10 protein-coding genes are annotated in these 21,046 nt (G+C 41.8%); 8 read left to right on the top strand and 2 right to left on the bottom strand.

Features of this window, described 5'->3' with window-relative positions; translation table 11 throughout:
* Nucleotides 1–25: 25 nt before the first annotated feature.
* The 3 genes from G563_RS0132645 (at nucleotide 26) to G563_RS0132635 (ending at nucleotide 2,863) form a co-directional block, all read left to right on the top strand.
* On the top strand, nucleotides 26–1,048 hold the full coding sequence (locus G563_RS0132645; protein WP_169579833.1) for an aminoglycoside phosphotransferase family protein: 1,023 nt from the start codon (nucleotides 26–28) through the stop codon (nucleotides 1,046–1,048).
* Complete coding sequence (locus tag G563_RS37440) at nucleotides 1,041–2,012, top strand: T3SS effector HopA1 family protein (protein ID WP_051211353.1); 972 nt, start codon at nucleotides 1,041–1,043, stop codon at nucleotides 2,010–2,012. Before G563_RS0132645 ends, G563_RS37440 begins: the two co-directional genes overlap by 8 nt.
* Before the next feature lie 197 nt (nucleotides 2,013–2,209).
* Nucleotides 2,210–2,863: a response regulator gene (locus G563_RS0132635; RefSeq protein WP_037328824.1), complete on the top strand. Its 654-nt coding sequence runs from the start codon at nucleotides 2,210–2,212 to the stop codon at nucleotides 2,861–2,863.
* Nucleotides 2,864–2,865: 2 nt separating this feature from the next.
* Here G563_RS0132635 and G563_RS0132630 read toward each other — a convergent pair whose 3' ends face one another.
* Both G563_RS0132630 and G563_RS0132625 read right to left on the bottom strand, forming a co-directional pair.
* Nucleotides 2,866–4,836, bottom strand: a complete 1,971-nt coding sequence (locus G563_RS0132630; RefSeq protein WP_028669034.1) for a tetratricopeptide repeat-containing sensor histidine kinase — start codon at nucleotides 4,834–4,836, stop codon at nucleotides 2,866–2,868.
* Nucleotides 4,837–5,092: 256 nt separating this feature from the next.
* Entirely contained in the window at nucleotides 5,093–5,341 is a 249-nt protein-coding gene (locus G563_RS0132625; protein WP_028669033.1) for a hypothetical protein, read from the bottom strand.
* A 124-nt stretch (nucleotides 5,342–5,465) separates the two neighbouring features.
* Between G563_RS0132625 and G563_RS0132620 the strand changes: the two genes are divergently transcribed.
* The 5 genes from G563_RS0132620 to G563_RS38580 all read left to right on the top strand — a co-directional run.
* Nucleotides 5,466–7,169 carry a hypothetical protein gene (locus G563_RS0132620; RefSeq protein ID WP_157585784.1) on the top strand — a complete coding sequence of 568 codons (1,704 nt, stop codon included), beginning with the start codon at nucleotides 5,466–5,468 and terminating at the stop codon, nucleotides 7,167–7,169.
* A gap of 13 nt (nucleotides 7,170–7,182) precedes the next feature.
* Complete coding sequence (locus G563_RS0132615) at nucleotides 7,183–14,667, top strand: hypothetical protein (protein WP_157585782.1); 7,485 nt, start codon at nucleotides 7,183–7,185, stop codon at nucleotides 14,665–14,667.
* Nucleotides 14,664–16,712 (top strand): fibronectin type III domain-containing protein, encoded by a 2,049-nt coding sequence (locus G563_RS0132610; RefSeq protein WP_028669030.1) that lies wholly within the window; start codon nucleotides 14,664–14,666, stop codon nucleotides 16,710–16,712. Before G563_RS0132615 ends, G563_RS0132610 begins: the two co-directional genes overlap by 4 nt.
* A 14-nt stretch (nucleotides 16,713–16,726) precedes the next feature.
* Nucleotides 16,727–18,661 carry a hypothetical protein gene (locus tag G563_RS0132605; RefSeq protein WP_028669029.1) on the top strand — a complete coding sequence of 645 codons (1,935 nt, stop codon included), beginning with the start codon at nucleotides 16,727–16,729 and terminating at the stop codon, nucleotides 18,659–18,661.
* A gap of 22 nt (nucleotides 18,662–18,683) precedes the next feature.
* Nucleotides 18,684–21,046 (top strand): fibronectin type III domain-containing protein (locus tag G563_RS38580; protein WP_037328819.1); only part of this gene is annotated, 2,363 nt, incomplete at its 3' end.

Genomic DNA, 21,046 nt, shown 5'->3' with positions numbered 1-21,046 from the left:
AAAAGAAATTTACGTAAAAATGTTCTTGTCGGCAACTAATATTGGATTTTACATTTTTGAGCGAGGGCTCATTTCGTTTGAGGCATATCAGGGTGGAGTGGCTCAATATTATGAAAGTCATGGCCGTCATTTTGGGTTGCAGGTGGAGATGACTTCAGGCGCTTCTTTTTTTGTGAAACAATGTAAGTCCAATGATTTAGAAAATAGAAGGACGTTTGCGAAAGAAGCTGTTTTTTACGATTTTATGTCTAATCATCCTTCACCACTGACGCCGTCGATACCTTCATTTTATGATTATGATGCCCGCTACGCTATTTTGGTAGTGGAGTTGATTACTCAGGCTCAAAATCTCTATAAAATTTCGTCTATTTCAGAACAAATCATAAGGCAAGTAGCCCAATCTTTGGCAGCACTTCACACCTTCAAAAAAAAGGAGCTTTTACCCTTTTCAGACCGTGTTCCTATGCTGCTAACCCTCCACGAGTCTCATACTCAGCGGTGGCTTTTGTCCCAAAATAATACCAATCATCAGGCGTTGCTAAAGATGCTTTTTAGCCGCAAAGTATTAATAGAAGGGTTGGAGTATTTGGCAAAAAACTGGCGAAGCGAAAGGCTGTGTCATGGAGACTTGAAATTTGAAAACATTCTGGTTTCTACCTCCCAAAGCCTCAGACTCATTGATTGGGAAGAAGCAGGCTGGGGCGACTCCCTTTGGGATGCCGCAGGGGTGATACAATCGTTGATTACCAAAGAACTCATGGAAAGCGCACAGCTGATTTTTAGTCCTTTTGTTCCTTTTGAGCCTCTAAAATCTCCCAATATAAGGCAAAAAGCCGCCCATTTTTGGTCCGTTTATACAGATTTGATGGACGACACCTTTGTGGAAGAGCAAGTGATTGGCTATGTAGGGGCTAGAATGATTGGGAGGTTGTTTGAGTACAGCAGCACTGCCGATATAGCCGCAAGAGCGCGTGAAATGATACCTTTGGCCGAAAAAATGATAACTGAACCCCATAAGTATACTTATCTTTTGAAAAATAATGAGTGAAGATATATTACAAAATATGATTGCTTCGGTGGAGGTTACTTCGACCAAGCAAATTATATTTCAAAGAGAAGCTGTATTGGAATCTTACAATTTTTTGCCAGTACATGAAATAGCCGATGAGTGGTTGATTGAGACCTTACAGAGACTATTTTATAAACACTATTATGTAGTTCCCTCTACTCCAAAGATACTTCCTGACAAAGCCAATCAAAAAGCCTATCTTAAAAAATTACGCTTGGCCAATCGTACTCGAAGTAGATGGCAAAAAGGCTGGAAAATAGAATATGTCAATATCAATGGGAGTGTAGTTGTAACCCTAAATGGAGAGCGGCGTTTGGCGCGGGTAGGGGAGTTTATATTAGAAAACTCTTATCATAAACCCCTGAAAGTAGGAGAGCAGGTGCGGATTTTTTGTCCTAAAGAGTATGCGGAAAACGCGCAGGGTTTTTATTATGTATTTGGGGAAACATTGTCGGACAACTTTCTGGAAAGTGAAGTACGATTTTATTTTAATCTCTTACCCGACGGTGCACCTTTGTTGATAAAATCATTGACCATTCACTTGAATCTAGCCAACATTCCTTTTCATTTCAAATGTCTTCAACATCCCTTTTTGTATGATAGAGTGGATGCGGGGGTACTCTACGTAAGTCGTCGGTATTTTTTTGAATTGATGCCTATTCTGTGGCAAATCTACGAAGAGGTAGAGCCGTATCTTGCGCCCGATGTGCCCTTGTTTACATTGGCTTTGGGCAAAGGATTTGGTTTTGCCGAAACCCCGACCGCCGATAGCTTTGGGATGCATCGTTGTAAGCTCTTTGCCACGGCCTTGGTAGAGTTGCTTTCACAAAAAAACGGCGTATCACTCTCGCTATTGCAAGAAAAAATAGAACAGCAAGGTTATGATTTTAATCGGTTATATCTGAATCAAAATAGTCGTTTTCCTTATCAATTTGGAAAATAATTCCTTGAATCTCTCCCGAAAAAAATCTATAAATCAAGGTTTTCGTACTGAAAATCATTGGAAACCCTGATGATTTTATTTTTTATAAATGTTCACTTTTGTGTCCATCAAAAAAAGACCGGGAATAAAAACCCTCTTTGGTCTGCTGTTTTGTGGTTTTTGAGGACGAATGTTGGGAGATACTAATACTTGAACCTATGATAGAAGGTAGTATTAAACTTATTTTGGTAGATGACCATCAAATCATTTTGGATGGGTTGAGGTATTTATTTTCTTCTTTCGAAAGTTTTGAAATAGAAGCGACCTTTACCGATAGCCGTAGCGTAATTCCATATTTAGAAACGCACGGTGAGGTAGATATCATCATAACGGATCTTCATATGCCTTATCTGACGGGGATTGATTTAGTGGTGCTGTTGCGGAAACACTTTCCAAACATCAAAGTGTTATTGCTGACACTGTCGGAAGACATTGGGTATGTCAAAGAAGCTCTCAAGGCAGGAGTGCATGGGTATGTTTTGAAAAAAGCCGACAAAAGCGAACTCGAAAGGGCAATCGAGCAATTGATGTCGGGACAAAAATACATCAGTGAAGATATGATGGGTGAGCTAATCGCCAACCCTTCCGCACTTCCTAAGCCATTGAAGTCGGAGCTCATTCCTCATTTGACTGGTCGCGAAAAGGAAGTATTGAAGTTGATTATTGATGAAAAATCTACCACGGAGATTGCGGGTAGTTTGTGCATCAGTGTACCTACGGTAGAGACACATCGGCGGAGTTTGATGATTAAACTCAACGCCAAAAATGTGGTTGGCCTTGTTAAGTATGCCATTAAATATGGATTGGTTTGAGTCTATATGGGAATCGTAATGAGGTGAATCGTGCCGAGGGGAATATTGTCTGAATTTTTCCAGTGACCCCCCAACGACGCAAGGCGAGTAGCAATATTTCGCAACCCTTTTCCTCCTTCTTGAGCGGTATTTTCCATGCCTTTTCCGTTGTCCGATACCGTCAGGTGCAATGTATCTTTACTAAGCTCAATCCTGATGCTAGCCTCAGTAGCGTGGGCGTGTTTGAGGATATTGTTGATGAGTTCAAGACAAATACTGTAGAGTTCAAATTCCGTTTTAGAGTTCAATCGAGCAAGATTATCTGGGAGTCGAAGCGAAAATGCCACCGGTGTATTACGATTGAGTTTTTGGATAAGCATTTCGATGGCTTTCCAAAGCCCTTGTTTTTCAAGTTCTTCGGGGAGTAGATTGTGGGAAAGCAACCTGACTTGGTCGTAGGCTTGCTCGATGGTGCTTTGTACGTGTTGGTATACTTCTTGCTGTTTGGGTTCGAGTTTGTTTTTGTCGATGGCACCGATGCTCCATCGTAGGGAAGAAAGCGTACTTCCGAGGGCGTCGTGGAGGTCGGCGGCTACGCGTTTTCGTTCGGTAGTTTGGCCTTCGAGCAGGGCTGCTTGCAGGGCGATGTTTCGAAAGCGTAGTTGGCGGTTGTTCCAAATAATAAATCCTAACAATAAAGCCAACAACGCCGAACCTGCAATGAGCCATGTACGTAACTGTTGCTGCTTTTTGAGTTGGTTTTCGAGGGTGAGTTTTTGAATACTTGCTTGTTGTTGGGCCGAAATATTTTTAAACTCGGTTTCTTTTAGTTTTTGGTCAACTTCTTCGGCGGCCAATCTTTGTTGATTCAGCTCCAAGTCTTTGTTTAGAAGCTGCATACGAGATGAGTTTTTTAGGATAGTAAGCCGATTGACGGTAAGTAATTCTTTTTGACGAGCTATCTCGGCTTCCTTTTTTTGGGTTTGGTATTGAATCTCAAGTTCATTGAGGCGTTTGGTCGATTCGACTTCGTGGAGTGAATCGACCAAAAAAATGGCAATTTGGAAATGTTTAAATGCCGATTCATAATTTTTGACGGCCTCATAAGCTTTATACAAAAGGTCATGGGCTTTTTTGATGTATAAATCAGATTTACGTTTTTGGGCAATATCAAGGGCAATTTTGCCGTAAATAATCGCTTTTTGATAATCCTTTCTATCAGTATAAAACTCAGCGAGGCGATTGGCTAGATAGCCGTCAGTGATAGAGTTTGGGTTGTTGATGGGGTCGATACCTGCTTTTTTATAATAAATGGTGGCACTATCAGGAAGATTGTTGAACAAAAACATGGTGCCGATACCCGTGAGCGGGATAACGGTGGAAGGTAGTTTGTGTTTTTCTGCAAGGGCAATGGTTTTTCGGTAATGCTCAAGTGCTTTTGGATAGTCTTGCTTCATGCGATATGCATCTGCAAGGTAATTGTGCACATTGCCTTGTGAGAAATAATCTTTGGTACTTTCAAAAATTTTAAGCGAATAGTTAAGATAATAAAACCCCTTTTCAAAGTGATAGTCAGACGCAAGCATGGCGCCTAGGCGAGCACTCGCAATGCCGACTTCTCGAACACGTTGCAATTGCTCCCATATGCGTATGGCTTGGATATAATCACTCACGGCTGAGTCTTTTTTGGTGGCAAATGTATAATAGTAGCCGCGTGTTCGGTAAAAATACCCCCAACCTGCCGGCCATTTCATGGTTTTTAATTTTTTGTGGACGGTATTGATATAATAGTAAGAAGAGTCAAGTTTTTTAGAGTTGTACTCGTTTGCTAGGTCTAGTTCGAGGCGTATAATAGAAGTATCTCTTCCGAATGATTGGGGTTGCTTGAGTAAGCCCAGGATATTGCTGCGACGCGAGTTGATAAAAGTATTGCTTTGAGAAAATAGCAGCTCAGGTAGGAGTAGTAGAAGTAGAAAAGTAAAAATTCCTTTCATTAGAATTAAGCTATTGTCAGAGAAATAAAACCTATGTATAAGTAAAGGTAAGGGGGAAGCTCTCGCTTGTATTGTAAAAATACGACATCTTAAAAAGTAATAAACAATTTTGAAAAGTAATGCGGTGTTTTACCCCAAAAATCATGGTTTTCCATGAGGTGAAAGCATGGCAAACCATGAGAAAGCGCGAGGGCGACAGTACCGAATTTTGTAACACCAAAATCCTCTAAACTTTCAAAAATGGAAAATGCACTGCCTATTGCTCCTGTAGATACTTTCTACTGAGTTTTTGATGGAAGTACGAGTCAATCTCCAAATCGTCGGAGATACTTCCAATGACCACCGCCGAATCTACCATATTACGGCGAGAATGGCCCTTGGCTCCGCGTATACCAGTTAGGTAGCGAAATTTGGTCAAAAATGCATTGATTATCAGAGGTCTTCTAAAAAGATGATTCCGTTTTTGGATTGATATAAGTGCGGGGGTGGTGAGAGGTGAAATCATGGTTTTCCATGATACAAAACCCTGAAAAACCATGAGGGTAACTGAGACGTAATAAGGCGAACTTTGTGTATATAAAACGGGCAAAAAGAAGAGGGAAATTGGGTATTTCTAACGCTTAACCATCATGAAACTATATATCCCATGTTGTTTGATTAGCATTTTACTAGTGTGCATTGGGAGGACACTACAAGCTCAAAACCTCGAAAAGATAAAAAAACAAAAACCGTTTGAAGTGCATGGTTCTTTATCTTTAAGTTTACAGTTTTATGATGTAAACGGTATTAGTAGTAGACGTCCTCCATTCACCTGGTATCTCACTGGGGCACCTGTGGTGAAAATATGGGGTATGTCATTGCCTATCTCTTTGACATTGAGCGAGCAGCAGCGTAGTTTTTCGCAGCCATTTAACCAATGGGGTGCGAGTCCTTATTTCAAAAAAATAAAGGTTCATTTAGGGTACCGCAATGTTCGTTTCTCCGATTTTAGTTTGGGAGGGGCTACTTTTTTGGGAGTAGGTGTAGAATCGACCGGAATGATAAGGCTTGGTTTTGTATATGGTCAGTTTGTGAAACCTATTGAAGAAGATTCCTCAGGCTTAGATCCGCGTTATCGCTACCTACGACCCAGTTATCGACGTATAGGAATGGCTGGAAAAATAGGAGTAGGAAAACCCAATGCTTTTTTGGATTTGAGCATCTTCAAAGCCTATGATGTGATTGGGTCAATCCATACTCCTTCAAAACGCTCGCAAGTTACGCCGATGGAGAATTTGGCGGTAGGCATCAAAAATCATCTTGCTTTTTTTAAGCAGAAATTGGTGGTTGATTTAGAAGGAGGAGCTAGTATTCTAACCCGCAATACGCTGCTATACGATTATGAAGGTTCAGAGCCTGTTTTGCGTTTTTTAGTGAATCTACTGCCCGTAAATGGTTCTACTTCTCTCTTTACAGCTGCTCGAGGAAATGCCTCCTATCGCTTTAAAGGCGGTAGTATGGCGGTTCAGTACCAACGTATTGATCCAGATTATCAGTCTTTGGGCGCGTATTATTTTCAAAACGATGTAGAGCAATTTACGTTTTCGCCTTCCTTCGCTTTTTTTAAAAACAAACTAATGATCAATGGCTCTTATGGACGCTCGCACGATAACCTTAATCGTAAAAAGTTAGCTACAACCTATCGAAATGTGGGGGCAATCAATATAAGTGCCGTTCTAGTTCCTCGATTAAATATCAATTTAATGTACACAAATTTTGGGGTTGGTCAGAGCAGAGGACTCGTCGATTTGTTTAATGATTCGCTTGCGATAAGTGTCGTAAACGCTTCTTATGGCGGAAATATAAGCTATCAATTAGGGTCTCGTATCCATCGGCAGACGTTTGGTATCATGGCTATGTACCAAAATACCAATGACCAAAACCAATTTACACGACAATATACCGGGGCGGCGTCTTTTATAAGTTCGGCAAACTATACTTATTCTTATGTTCCTGCCAAATTAACGAGCAGTTTATCGGTGAGCTATGTCTCCGTCGAAACCTATGGGCGACGCTCAACCAATATAGGTCCTGCTCTTAGCACTAGCAAAGAATGGTGGAAGGGTAAATTGCGTACCTCTTTTACCCATAATAGTCAGCTTCGGCGAACCAATCAACTAAGCGATGGTATAATGGCCAATACGGGCATGAGTGCCTCTATACATCAGAAAAAACAATCCTTGACGCTGGCGATCAACTATTTGTATAACCGTTATAATACCAGTGCTGATGGCATCAATTATCGAAATTTCAACGAATATCGAGGGACAATTACCTATGGAATGCGATTCTAAAAATTTGAAAGCCATGAGAAGAAGCAGAAAGCCTTTTATGGTGGTACTACTGATGATGTTATTGTCGGTAATGGCAAAAGCACAAGTAATCAATATTGATTTGAAAGTTTCTACTCAACGTACACTTTCAAGACTCGATGAGCTTCAAGAATTGGCTAGAAGTGGTGACGTATTGTTGACACTTACCAATTTGACAAATCAACAACAGACCATTCAGTTAGAAGTATTACTCAGTTCGCCACAAACGGATTTTCGGATATTGACCAACCCCGATACTCCAACCCCGGCGATTTATACGTTTATTCCACCGAATCAGGTAAAAGCATTCACGCCTACGGAGCTTGCGGAAGAATTGTTTGATGAAAATAGTTTGGTGCTGGGCAATGGTCAGTTGTTGAGCGAATTTCTGGCCAATGACCCTACGGGTCAGATTCCTACTGGAACCTATCAACTGTGTGTACGAGTGCGCCCAGAGTCGTTGAATCAACAACTCAACAATACACTCAGTAATCTAGGGTGTGCTAATTTAACATTTCAACAATATACAGCACCGTTAGTCAATCTCATCAGTAATATACCCTGTGTAACTGACGGAATGGTTGGGGCTGTGTCGATATTGCCTCCTAATGCGCCTTTTCCTATTACTTTTACCCCTCCTACCTTTGGGTTGAGTGCGGCTATTCCGGTCAATTTCAGGTATACAGTTTATATCATAAAAGTAAATTCAGATAACAGTGGCGAGGCGAACCAATTTATACAATCGCTACAAGTGGGAGACGAGCCTCGCAATTGGATTGTCAAGCAGACCTTTGATAATATACCGCCAAGTATAGGCACTGGTACAATCATTTTACAGCCAGAGCATTTTACCGCTCCTGGGCTGGAATTTTTTCAAAACTATGCCTTAGCTATCAAAGCAGAATCAATAGACAATCCATCTATTAAGTTGCCAAATGGCGGTTTGAGTCCTGTTTATCTCTTTAAATATGGAGAACATACCATCACTACGATTCCTGTACCCGACTGTGGTCAGGAGCAATACGATTACAATCCCCCTGTAGGCCCTACGATAGCAGAAGCAGGTATTGATATTGAAGAGTTGTACCTCAAAAATACGGTTCCTCTCCAATTGGGATACTATGAGTTTAGCATCAAAAATATAACTTCCTCCCGTCAAGGTCGATTTTCGGGCGAAGGACAGGTGTCGGTGCCTTGGCTCGGAACAATGGGATATAATTTTTTATTAGATGTTGAATTTGAAGATATTGAGATAAAAATAGTCAATCGGACATACTATGTCACAGAGGGGATGGCTTGGGCAAAACTGGCGGACGAATTTAAAGATCATCCTTTACTTAAACAGTATTATGATACCGACGATTCGTCTCCACAAAGAAGGCCTCTTGCCGATACCGACGGAAAAATAAAAGAAGCTTTACTAGCGCTGCGTCAAGGAAATGGGACTGTTTTTCGGACTGGCTCAGACGACGAATACCATTTTCCGCTTATGTATCGTCCTGGTGGATTTACTAAGGTCGAAAACGTTTCAACCAGCAAGCCAGATCAAGTGGTCGAAAATTACCGAGAAGGAGCAGGGGCAATATGCGCACTGACTTTTATGCCCACCCGAGCTGTTTTGAATGCCATTTTTGAAAAGTTTGTCGGCAGTGATTCTGTAACATATGAACTTGCGCTAAATTTACCAGCATCTCCTAAAGGATTGGCTTGCTTCTTTCCAGAAGCGGATGAAAGCAAACAACAAACCAATCCTATTTCCAATTTGCTGACAGCAATGCTCGACGATCCAGAATGTGGCGAAACTGTCGAAGATGAGGTTTTGCCAGCCAATTTAGAACCTGTGCCTTCATCAGTTGATATTGTGGGTGTAGATATGATGCTGGGGTATTATGCGATGCGCTATTTAGAGGGAAAAGCTGTAGAGGGTAAGCATAGCGGTCAGGGCTTGGTGATGGTTCCTTGGGCGAAAAATGCGTTTGTTAAAACTACGTTTGAAGGGGTAGAAATTAAAGTTGATCCAGGAAATGGCTTTTGGATTTCAAAAGGTGAAGTAAAAGCAATCCCTACCGAGGATTTTCCTTTGCCTAGTTTCTTTGAAAACTGGAAAACGGTGAGTCAATCTGCTCCCCAAAAAATAGATTTAACTGCTCAACGAGCCGAAACCAAAGCACTTTTTAGTTTGGTCAGGCAGCACTCGGCCTTAACTAAACTCTTGGAGAGTGAGACCATTATGCCTATTCCATATTTATACAAGCCTGATTCTGTCAAAGGGAAATTGGGGAATGCCTTGATTGTAGGACTTGGATTCTATGAAAATCGGGCGGTGGTAAATGTGGTTTTTGAGCATATCCCACAAAATGGTGACACTTCTAAAGTCACGTATATAGGGTATCGTAATTTGGCAATTTCTTCGCGAGGTATTGATTGCTTGTTGTATGATGACAATACCAATACCATTATAGCCCAAGCCCAAGACCCTGATTCACCTCCTTGTGGAAGTGCGGTAGAGGCGACGATTCCGCCCGGTGGCGAGCCTATCGTCGAAGCCGATGTTACTTTGAAGAGTACCATTAAATTTGGGTATTTTAGCGTTACTACCAATGCACAAGTTCGTATTGTAAATGGAAAATTGGAGGGAGAAGGCACGGTCAATATTCCGTTTTTGAAAGCAAAACTCAAAGTTGTATTTCATGATGTAAAAGTGAAGAATATACAAGGGCACTTGTATGCAATTGAGGGATATGCCGAAGTGCCGAAAGAGAATATCGGACTCAATGTTGCCGAAACACTTTTTGATATAGGCGATACACCCGTTACTGGAAAAATAGAGTTGCCATCGGGAGTGGTTCGGGATGTTTTTAATGGACTTCGAAATATAGGGCGACTGTACACTCAGCTTACCGATGAAACGGCACGCGTAGGAATGCCGATTGCCATCACGACTACTTTAGGCGACGAACAGCTCAATCTGGGAATTTTTGCCATGCGTTTTTATCCGACCCGAGCTAATTTCAATGTGATGCTGGAGACGCCCTCTCTTGGCGAAATAGGGTCGTTGTATGTGGGAGCTCGAAACGTGGGCTTTTCACCCAATGGTATGTCGGCCGCCAATACGAGTTTCTATTTGGGGGGTGATTTGAGAGTTCCGTTGGGGGGGATAGCCGTCAAACTCAAGGGAAGTCCTACCCAAAATGGAGCGCAGACCTTTGTAAAATTGGGTTGTAATGCTTCATTTGAAAAAGTAAAAGTGGTAGGTGAAATAGAGCTAGATAGCAATTGGGTTCGCCCTACTAATCAGGCTGAAAAGATGGCAAAAGTTACGTTTGATTTTGACATGACCAAGCCTGAAGATTTATTGGCAAAAGCAAGCATTACGCCCTTGTATTTTACTGAGATGCCCGACTTTAAATTTTCTTTTACAGACGTCTCTCTTGATTGGTCTACCACCCGCAATCCGGCAGATTTAGTCATGACTGCGCAAGATAGAAACTCACTCGCAGGTGTCGAAACCTTATGGCATGGTATTTATGCCAAAGATGTATCGGCTAGTCTGTCGGATACGCTTTTTGGGCGAGAAGTTCGGTTGGGTGTCAAAAATTTTACTTTTAGTTTTACCGGCTCCAACAATCTATCTTTTACGGCTTACGGAGCCAATCTGATTACGACAGGTGGTTCTTTGGCCGGATTTGGATTCTCGCTTGATACCATTGCGGTAAGTATGAACAATGGCCTACTTACTCCTCCAGTTTTAGAGGGCACGATTCGTTTTCCTCTTTTCGACGATCCGCTCAAATATGCTGGTACATTTAATGCTACGGATCGGTTTGTACTTACGGTCACTGCTGGCGGCAACAACAATACGATGCGATCCAGCGCTCTGAAGTCTGAGTTTCAATTGAGTCCGAATGTGCCTTTGTTGACCTTTAAGGCAAAAGGCATGGAATTGACGGGCGATTTTAGCGGTAAATGGTCAGTTGTTGATCCAGAAACGGGCGTCAACTTTAAAATGATGACTTTTCAAGGGCTAAAATATGATCGGAAGAGAGGGTTTGATACCCAAAATTTTGTAATCAGCTTTGCCAGCCCGCAAAAATACGTTGGCAGTACAGAAACTAGCTCTTCCAACAAGGCAAGTGGTTTTCCAGTGACTATTGGTGCCAAAGGTTTTACGCCTGTCTTTTCAGGTAATTTTTTTGATGCTACAGGCGCAAGATGTGGCCTCAAATTTAGCTTGTATCTTAATCTGGTAGGAAATGACGGAAGTTCTTCTAGCCAAGGGCAATGGGGATTTGGGGCAGAAACCACCCTTGAAGTATCGGCCAAAGGAACATGGAGTGCGCAGCGAAAAGAGATTGAGTGGTCGGATCCAAAAGTAAACCTTGAGGCAATTAGCATCGATGTAGACGTATCTGTGTGTCACATAAAAGGTGCTTTGAAATTTTTTAACAATGATTCAATATACGGAAATGGGGTAAGAGGATGTATTGATTTTCAGCTCAAGGAACAACTAAAGATCAGTGTCAAAGGGGGGGTACAAGGGATGTTTGGCGTCAAGGATGATTATCGTTACTTCTACCTAGACGGTTATATTGACGGCCTACAAATCAAATTAGGTCAGTATCTAGCGATTTCGGGCTTTGTCGGTGGATTGGCTTACAATATGCGGCAAAATGGGCTAGAGGGCAATGGACGCCCCAATTATATTGCTCGTTTTGCGAATGGTGCTCCCTGTGATATAAATGCGCCTGCTCCTTTTGTTCCGGCGGAGGGGTACGCCAATGTCGCATTTGGCGTTAAATTCAAAGATGCGGGTGCGGGGTTAGCCTACAATGGAATTATGGGCTTTGGCGTAGGTATCAATCTCAACACGGGAGGAATTCAGGAATTAGGCGTGTTTGGACAAATGAATTTTGTACGCTCGCCCGACACGCCTCCTGGCCCAAGCGATTTGGTGAAAATACGCGCTGATTTGCAGATGGCCTACGACTTTGAGCAGGGAAAACTAACCGGGAATTTTGACGTTTACCTCAACGTGGTTAGTGTCATCAAAGGAAGCATGGATCCTACTACTGGTTTGGCAGGTCGTATGGTAATGTATGCCGATAATAACCATTGGATGATTTGGCTTGGCAATCCTTGGGGAGAACAAACGGCACCCGGACCCGACGGGATTTTGTCAGGTATTACTCGTTATGCAGGGGTATCTCTAAAAATCGCCAATCAAGAATTAGCTCGTTCAAGTGCCTATTTTTGTATTGGAAATTATCCTTTCCCGGGCTTACCCGACTTACCAGAGGACGTACCGGGTGATTTGAGGCATATTATAGACGGAAGTCGCCCTCGCCTCGATCCTCGTGTAAGTAATGGAGGTATTGCGTTTGGGGCTAGTTTTCACGTAGGGTTTGATATAGACTTGGCATTTTTGAAAGCCATGCTTGATATGGGAGCTGGGTTTGATTTGGCATTGGTCAAATATGAAGAAGGTGCTGTAAGCTGCAATGGTACATCGAGCTTTGGACTTAATGGGTTTTATGCGCGTGGTCGGGCATATGGCTATGTACGTGCCAATCTGTCGATTGTATATGATGAAAGTACGTACACTTTGGCGGAGTTTAATAGCTACATCTTTGCCAATTTTGGCGGGCCGAATCCTACTTGGCTCGAAGGACAGTTCTTTCTGGAAAAGAGCTCGGCTATTTCGCTCATACAAGGTGTAGCTGGCTATAGTACCGGAGGGATATACTCCTTGGTTGACTGGGCTACAGAGGGTAAACTTTCTGAAACCATTTATGATACTGTTAAATCAGGTACTGATGAGTTGGTGAAACAGCAGGGTTTTGAAACTAGCGATAACGATATTTCTATTCCTTTCAAAATAGGTACAAAGTGTGAGCCAAACGCTGCGGCTTCCTTTGATGACAAATGGGGCTCAGAAGGCATTATCGCCTACGTCATGCCAGATGATAACCAATCGATGGACCCTTATGGACGAATAGAAGTTTTTCTCAATCAAAACCTTTATAAAACCTGGAAAGTAATCAAGGATAATGGAAATGGCAACTTCACGACTTATACGAGGCATTGGTATATCAAGAAAGCTGAACTTGTGAAGAGTACGGGCGCAAGTATTCCGTTGCGGGAAATAGCGACCGAAGGCAATAAGCTTACGTATCAGCCTTCTTATGCAAACGGTGTACCTCTACTTCAGAAAAACGATAGGGCTGTTTTTACTATTACACTAGGAATAAAGGAAAAAGTAAATACGGGTGAATGGTACACCAAAAATTATTTCAGTGATCGTTCTCGTGCAGAAGACGAACGAGTTATCCTGTTAAAAATAACAGAAATTACGAGCACCATCACGGATGCCGATATAGCAATGAGCTATCCAAGAGTAGGAGAGCAGTATTATCTCCAAAGCAATGCTCCTTTGGCAAAAGCTTTTATAAAACTAAATAAAGTACTCCCGCAATTTGACCGAATGGATACGCCTGAATATTCGCTAAGGTTTTTCACTCGTATAGTTGCTCAACAACAGCTATTGTCAGAAGGCACATTTAGTTATCACAAATATTCTGACCAAACAAGCGCTCTGAAGGTGAGCCTTCCTTCGCTTCCGAATGGCGTAAATATTAATGTTGAGTTTTGGGTAGAAAAAACACCAAAGCAATCCAACTCCGCTTCTGGGCCCAACGGAGGAACGGCGGTAATGAGTGCGCGTAACGTGCCGGTTATTGTTGAAAAAACCAACATTTATACGTGGACTTTCAAAACCAGTCAATTCAATATGTTGTCCGAAAAATTAGGCCAAGTCACCACAACGCCTTTTGTGCACGACAGCCCCACGAGTTATATCATCGAAACAACCCTTCGTTCGGAAGAAAGCTGGGACAATTTCGAACTGGCTGCCAATGGGCAAGGGCTAGAAGTCTCTACCCGACTTAACTCTTCGTGGCATTTGGCCCTAAAACCCATCGTTCAGGCTCGTTTAGCAGAAATCAACGCTGCTTTAGAGCAGACAACTGCATTGACAGAAAGAGTCACCCTCACTAACAATAAGTATATCCTAGAAGGATTATTGACCAAACTTAACGGACAAAACGTTGCAGTTCCGGTTTCGCTTGAAAATGGAAACACGCTCCGGTTACGCTATGAACATAATCACAACATAGCCAATTTCTTAGGGGCAATTCCTCCCCCTACTGACGCTGATTATAGTTTCTATTTTGTTTACAAATACCCTGTATTGGAAACAAATGGAAGCATCTCTTACCAAACAAATGATGTATCGCCTGCTCCTGCCCAAAACAACGCTTCTGGCATGGTAGTAGGAGCATTGGGTAATTTATCGAATCAAAACAAGAAAACAATCGTCATCCCTTACGTTGGGATGAAAGCTACCATAGTTGCCCAACAAACAACAATGGAAACAACCCTGAATAGACTTCAAAATAGCCCTAAAACAATTCTGAAAAAATGAAGAATGCTACATTGGATTTCAAACGTAAATACGTCTCGGTTTATGGAGGGTTGATGGGAATTATGTTATTTATGACAGCTTCTTCGTATGCCCAAATCAATGCCTGGCAACACTACACCAATGATACCCTCCAATTGCTCTGGACGCCTCTAACGGCCGATGCATGGCTTCGTAATCATACCTATGGCTACCGTATAGAGCGTGCTGAAATTATCAAAGGTCAGCGTCCGCGATTTGCATTGCTTACGCCTCAGCCTCTTAAACCTCTTGATAAAACTAACTGGAAGAGAATCAGTCCAGAATCGGCGGCGGCTTATCAAGCTATTTATGGAAGTAATGGCTCCAATAGTACAGAAGGAATAGGAAAAAATGAAGCTAATCAACAAGAAATGCGGCATTTTATGGCCTTGCTGAGTGCTTTTAAATCCCCAGAAGTAGCGTATCAGATGGGGATTGGTTTTAGAGAAACAAATCTAGTTAGAAATAAAAAATACCTCTATAAAATTTACGCGGCTCTCCCTAAAAATGCCAAAAATGACACGGCTTATATCTCTATTGATACCTCAAAGCCGACAGTTTTGAAAAGTCCACCCGTCTTAAAGGTCGATGAATTAGAAAAAACAGTGGTAGTGCATTGGCCAGCAAAAAGTTATGCTCAAGACTTTGTAATGTATCATATCGAACGCTCTGACGATGGTAAAGTGTTTCGGCGTATTACCAAAACACCGCTCATACATGCTGATCGTAGAGCGCAAGAGTCATCTTATAAAGATTCTTTAGGTATCAATTATCGCCCTTATGTTTATCGTTTAGTGGGTATGACTCCCTTTGGAGTTTGGAAAACGGGAGAGTTCACAACAATTGCAATGGGGCGAGATAAGACGCCACCCTCTCAGCCATTTATCGAATCAGCGAAGCATTTAGGGGGGCAGCGTATTGAAATTACGTGGAAACAAGAACCCTATGACGACGATTTAAGTGGTTTTTGGGTTCGGCGTGCCAGCCATATTGATGGACAGTTTAAAAATCTCACAGTAATGCCTCTGCCCAAGACTGAGCGGCGTTTTGTTGATGATAAAGCGGACCTTAATTCTACAAATCACTATATCGTTTATGCCGTCGATACTGCCGGAAACGAGCGTGCTTCTTTTGCCGCCTATGCATCACTTCAAGATTCTATAGCACCAGTGCCCCCGCAAAAACTAACGGGCAAAATTAGCCCTAAGGGAGAAGTAACCATTCGTTGGAAAAAAAATGATGAAAAAGACCTGATGGGCTATTACGTCTATTATGCCAACGATCCTACCCATGAGTTTTCACAAGTAACGCACCAAATGCTGGTCGAGCCAGAGTTTAGAGACACTATCACGCTCCGGTCGCTTACCAAGAAAGTGTACTATCGTGTTGTGGCGGCTGACAAACACTTTAACCACTCCCAATTTTCAGAAATATTGGAGCTCAAACGTCCCGATTCAATTAAGCCAGTTGTACCGCTCATTACTCATATTGATGTAAAAGAAAATGAAGCCACGATTCATTGGGGAGCGAGTCCAAGCGATGATGTAGTGGAGTATCGCCTTTATCGACGTGAACAAAAAAAAGAAGCAACGCTGATGAAGAGTTTTACAAAAAACACGCTCAGCATTCGTCAATATAAAGATGTATTACAGCCACACATTACGTATGAATATTATCTGGAAGTAGTAGATGAAAATGGTTTGGTGTCGGATAAATCACCAGTGCAAGCAGCCAAAGCAATTCCCTCTTTTTATCTAACAGATAGCCCCCAGCCTAGTGTGACGTATATAGATAAAAGTAAACAAACAAAAATTACATGGAGCTATAAAGGAAAGGAAACGTATCGGATGATCATCTATCGGGCTCAAGATAAGAGAGCATTTAAGGTAATCGGTATCGCCAGCCAGCAAGAAGGACTATTTATGGATAAGCCACCTCGCATCGGCACCTACCAGTACATGTTGAAAGCTATCGCCGAAGACGGTCGCGAAACAAAATTCAGTAACCCTGTCGAAATCAAACTCTAATGATAATACGAGCCATGAAAAAGGTTTTATCTTCTCTTGTTTTTGCATTGGTGTTGTTGCTTTGTAGTCAGTGTCGAATCAACAATGTGGATGCTGTACCCAAAACCGTAGACTTGCCAAATGGGGGAAAAATGGTGGTTTTTGGTAAGCCAGTGTTGAAGGAAAATGTGGTGATTGTGGATACGGCCTCGGCCAAACAACTATCAATAATCGGAAATAGATTGATTGTGAAGGGCGAGGTAATGACAAAATCGGTGGCCAATGGGCGTATTGGGGCGGCAAAACTACGAGTTGGCAATATTGTTATTATGGAACCGGTAAGTACTGTTAATACTCTTATCGATGGCATTAGCCTTGTCATTGATAGGCTAGTTGGTGAAACAAAAGATCCTGATACTGGCTTTAAAGTTGAATTTGAATGTCATATTGTAGAGGGCCCCAATGAAATATTCGATTCTTTTCATGCCATATTCTCTGTATTTAATGTAAATGCCTATAACAAAGAGGTAAATCTGGAAGGTGACTATTATACAGAAGAAAAAAAGGAGGTTATATCTCCTAACACAACAATTAAAAAAGAACGTAGAGTAGGAGGCTATATAAAATCACATTTAGATGGATACATAAAAAAAGCGGTAGATTATGAAATTGATATCCAAAATTCACAAATAGTCAAACTACAAACCATACGGAAAGAAATACATGATTATACAATACGATTAGAGCTAAATGGCAGATTTGTATTTAAGCATTCAAAAGAAGTTGGAAAACCTATCGAAAAGAAACAAATATTTGTTCTAGGTGGTATCCCTATACTTGTTGGTATTCAACTGGTAACAAAATTGAATGTAGAAGGAAGTCTTACGGGAACCGTCGATTATAGGAAACCTTTTTATAGTAGTAAATATGAAAAAACAACCATAGAGACTATTCAGCCCAATAAAAGTGGGGAGTTGGTAAAAGGATATACGGAGCGTATTGATCAAGACGATTATAATTTCGCCAACGAAATGAGAGGCAAATTCGCTGGCAATATTCGGTTTGGGGTAGAAGGAGGTGTTTCTAGCTATTTGTATAAAGAAACATGGGCTAAGATAAGTGGCACGGGTGAGTTATATGTAAAAGCAGACTTCAGTTGCTCATCGGGCGGAAAAGGATTACATCTTGTTACAAGTTTATACTTACGTCCTAAGATTGTACTAGAGTTTTTTTTCTTGAAAAAGGTTACTAATAAGGAATTTAAGTTTGAGTATTATCAAGATTATCAGCTTGCCAAGAGCGATTTTGATTTTGATGTTTTATTTGATTTTTGTGGTGTACAAGTGGAAGTATTGCCGGATTTGTCGCAACTTGAACAATTTAAGGCATTACTTTTACAGAACAATTTCCCATTCAATGAAGGAACCTCTCCCCCTATTTTATCGGGTTCTTCGCCTCCTTTCAAAGAAAGTTATTATGGATCGCCTGTAGGTCTTATCTATTCAACAAATCCAAACGACAAATCCGATTATTCTTTTAGAGGCAGTGAGATTATTCCGTCTAAGGCTTTTGGGCCTATTAAATTTAGGTTTATTGGTCAGAGCGCAAATGGTATTATGGCCGAAATAAAACGAAACATAGATTTAAAAGATCAGGTTTCGGCAGTTAATAGTTCATATGATCTTTGTGATAAAGCTACCATTACCGGAACTGGACAAAAGTTTACAATCATTGGCTTAATGACAGGGAAATTGTTTGCTAGTGATGGTAGCGTATACAGTACTTACGATAATTATTTTGCTATCTCAGGAAATATAATTGCAGCAGGAGTAATAGATAATGTACACTATGCAACCCAGCTTATTCGCACCTACGGAGAAACGCAAAGTCGAGTAAATCCTCCTGATGGCACATTCCGGCATTTTAAGGTAGTATCTGCGGTAAGCAAAATAAGCAATGATAATTTCTAAAAGATTTGATTAAATAAATACAATGAAAACTTTATTTAAACTTTTCGTTGGCTTGCTTTGGCTTGCCCTAATGTTATCTTATTCTTTACAAGCGGCTGTGCCGGGTGTCCCACAAAGTTTTTCAGCGACGGCAGCCTCTGCTTCTCAGATCAACCTATCGTGGAAAGCACCTACGGCTACCCCAGCTCTGACGGGTTATGAATTACATCGGTCGGAAGATAATAAGAGTTTTGCCAAAATTGCAGATATAGCGACTGGCACCGCTACCTACCAAGACAAAAATCTTAAGGGAAATACGACTTATTATTATCGGCTTTATGCTCTCAATAAGGATGGTAAATCAACGGCCGCCGAAGACAATGCCAAGACACAAGTCACTCAGACATTTACGTTGTCTCCACCTTCTAATTTGGCTGCTGCTTCTTCGTCTCCTACAAATATACAAGTCAACTGGACTAACAATCATTCATATTCTAAAATCGAATTGCGGTATACCACCAATCCAAACAATACTGGGGGAGAACTCTTAACCCTTAATGGCAATACAACGCAATACAACTTAACAGGACTTGAGCCAAATACGAAATACTATATTGTTTTGCAGGCCTTTCTTGTGATAGAAGGGGGGGTAGAGTATTCATCCATTAAAGTAGGTACGAATGCTACTACCCAAAACCCCACTCCTTCAACACCTTCGGGCTTGAACATTACAGGAAAGTCCGACAATACCATAGGAGTGTCATGGAATGCCGTAAGTGGAGCGGAGGGCTATCAATTGAGGATTTCGGATATATCTGATTTTTCGAAAGGAGTGAATACGTTTGATATAAATAGTACTACCTCGTCTTATAAGTTTACTAATCTACTATCTGGTAATACCTATTGGATTCAAATAAGAGCCAAAAATAACTTTAACAAAGTAGATTATTGGTCTAATTGGTCAGGAAGTGTCTCAACTTCGACCGACAATCCGCCACCTGCTGCTCCCACGGGCGTCAATGCAACTGCGCTGAGTTCGACTCAAATAGAGGTTAAATGGACAGATGCTTCCAACAACGAGTCAAAGTTTATCATAAACCGAAGCGATCAAAGCAGTAGTGGCCCTTGGGTACAAGTAGGGGAAGTAGGAGCAAATAGCCAAAGTTTCATGAATAATGGAACTCAGTCTAGTAAAACCTATTATTATCAAGTATGTGCAGTAAATAGTGGGGGACAAAATTGCGCACTTTCTAACAAAGTAACTACGCCTAGTAACCCGCCACTACCTCCTGGAAAACTCGTGGTATCTATCAATGGTACCTCGGCTTCGTTGTCGTGGGAAGATGCAGCAGCCAATGAGACGGGGTACGAAATTGAGAGGAAAGAAGGCAATGGCTCTTTTACGCGTATTTATACCTCAGGTAGTTTTTCGGGCACTGGTACATTCAATGATACAAAACTCAACAATGGTACTACATACTGTTATCGTGTTAGAGCGGTCAATTCAGACGGAGTTTCTACTTATTCTAATGAAGCTTGCGGCACTACCCCCGAAGCTACTCCCAATGCACCATCAAACTTGGTCGCAAGCACTCCTAATGCTCGCCAAGTGAATCTTAGTTGGAATAATAACAGTGCTAATCAAACAAAAATCGAGATACATCGCTCAGAAAATAATGATTCTTTTGTGGAAGTAGGAAGCATTGACGGTTCTTCAACAACATATACAGATCAGAACCTTACGCCCAATAAAAAATATTATTACAAAGTAAGGGCTCTGAACAATGGGGGAAGCTCGGCTTTCTCTAATGTTGCAGAAGTCACTACGCTACCTGAAATCCCGAAAGCAGCCACCGGTCTGACGGCGACGGCGGTGAGCAGCAGTCAAATTGATTTGAAATGGACTGACAATTCCGATAACGAAACGGGCTTTGACCTTGAGCGTAGCAGCGACGGGAGTAATTTTAGTGGCTTGACTTCCTTAGGCGCAGGCGTTGTTACGTTTCAAAATACGGGTTTGTCAGCCTCGACGAAATACTATTACCGAGTCAGGGCCAAAAACAGCGCGGGCGTTTCGGATTGGTCCAATATCGCCGATGCCACCACTCAATCACCTCCCGTGACCGTTCCGAAAGCAGCCACTAGTCTGACGGCGACGGCGGTGAGCAGCAGTCAAATCGACTTGAAATGGACTGATAATTCCGACAACGAAACGGGCTTTGACCTTGAGCGTAGCAGCGACGGGAGTAATTTTAGCGGCTTGACTTCGTTAGGCGCGGGTGTTGTTACATTTCAAAATACGGGTTTGTCGGCCTCGACGAAATACTATTACCGAGTCAGGGCCAAAAACAGCGCGGGTGTTTCGGATTGGTCCAATATCGCCGATGCCACCACGCAATCACCTCC

The organism is Runella zeae DSM 19591, assembly GCF_000423565.1.
GTDB classification, from domain to species: Bacteria; Bacteroidota; Bacteroidia; order Cytophagales; family Spirosomataceae; genus Runella; species Runella zeae.
Note: the sequence above shows the minus strand (reverse complement) of the source record. Positions and strands in the feature narration are given on the sequence as shown.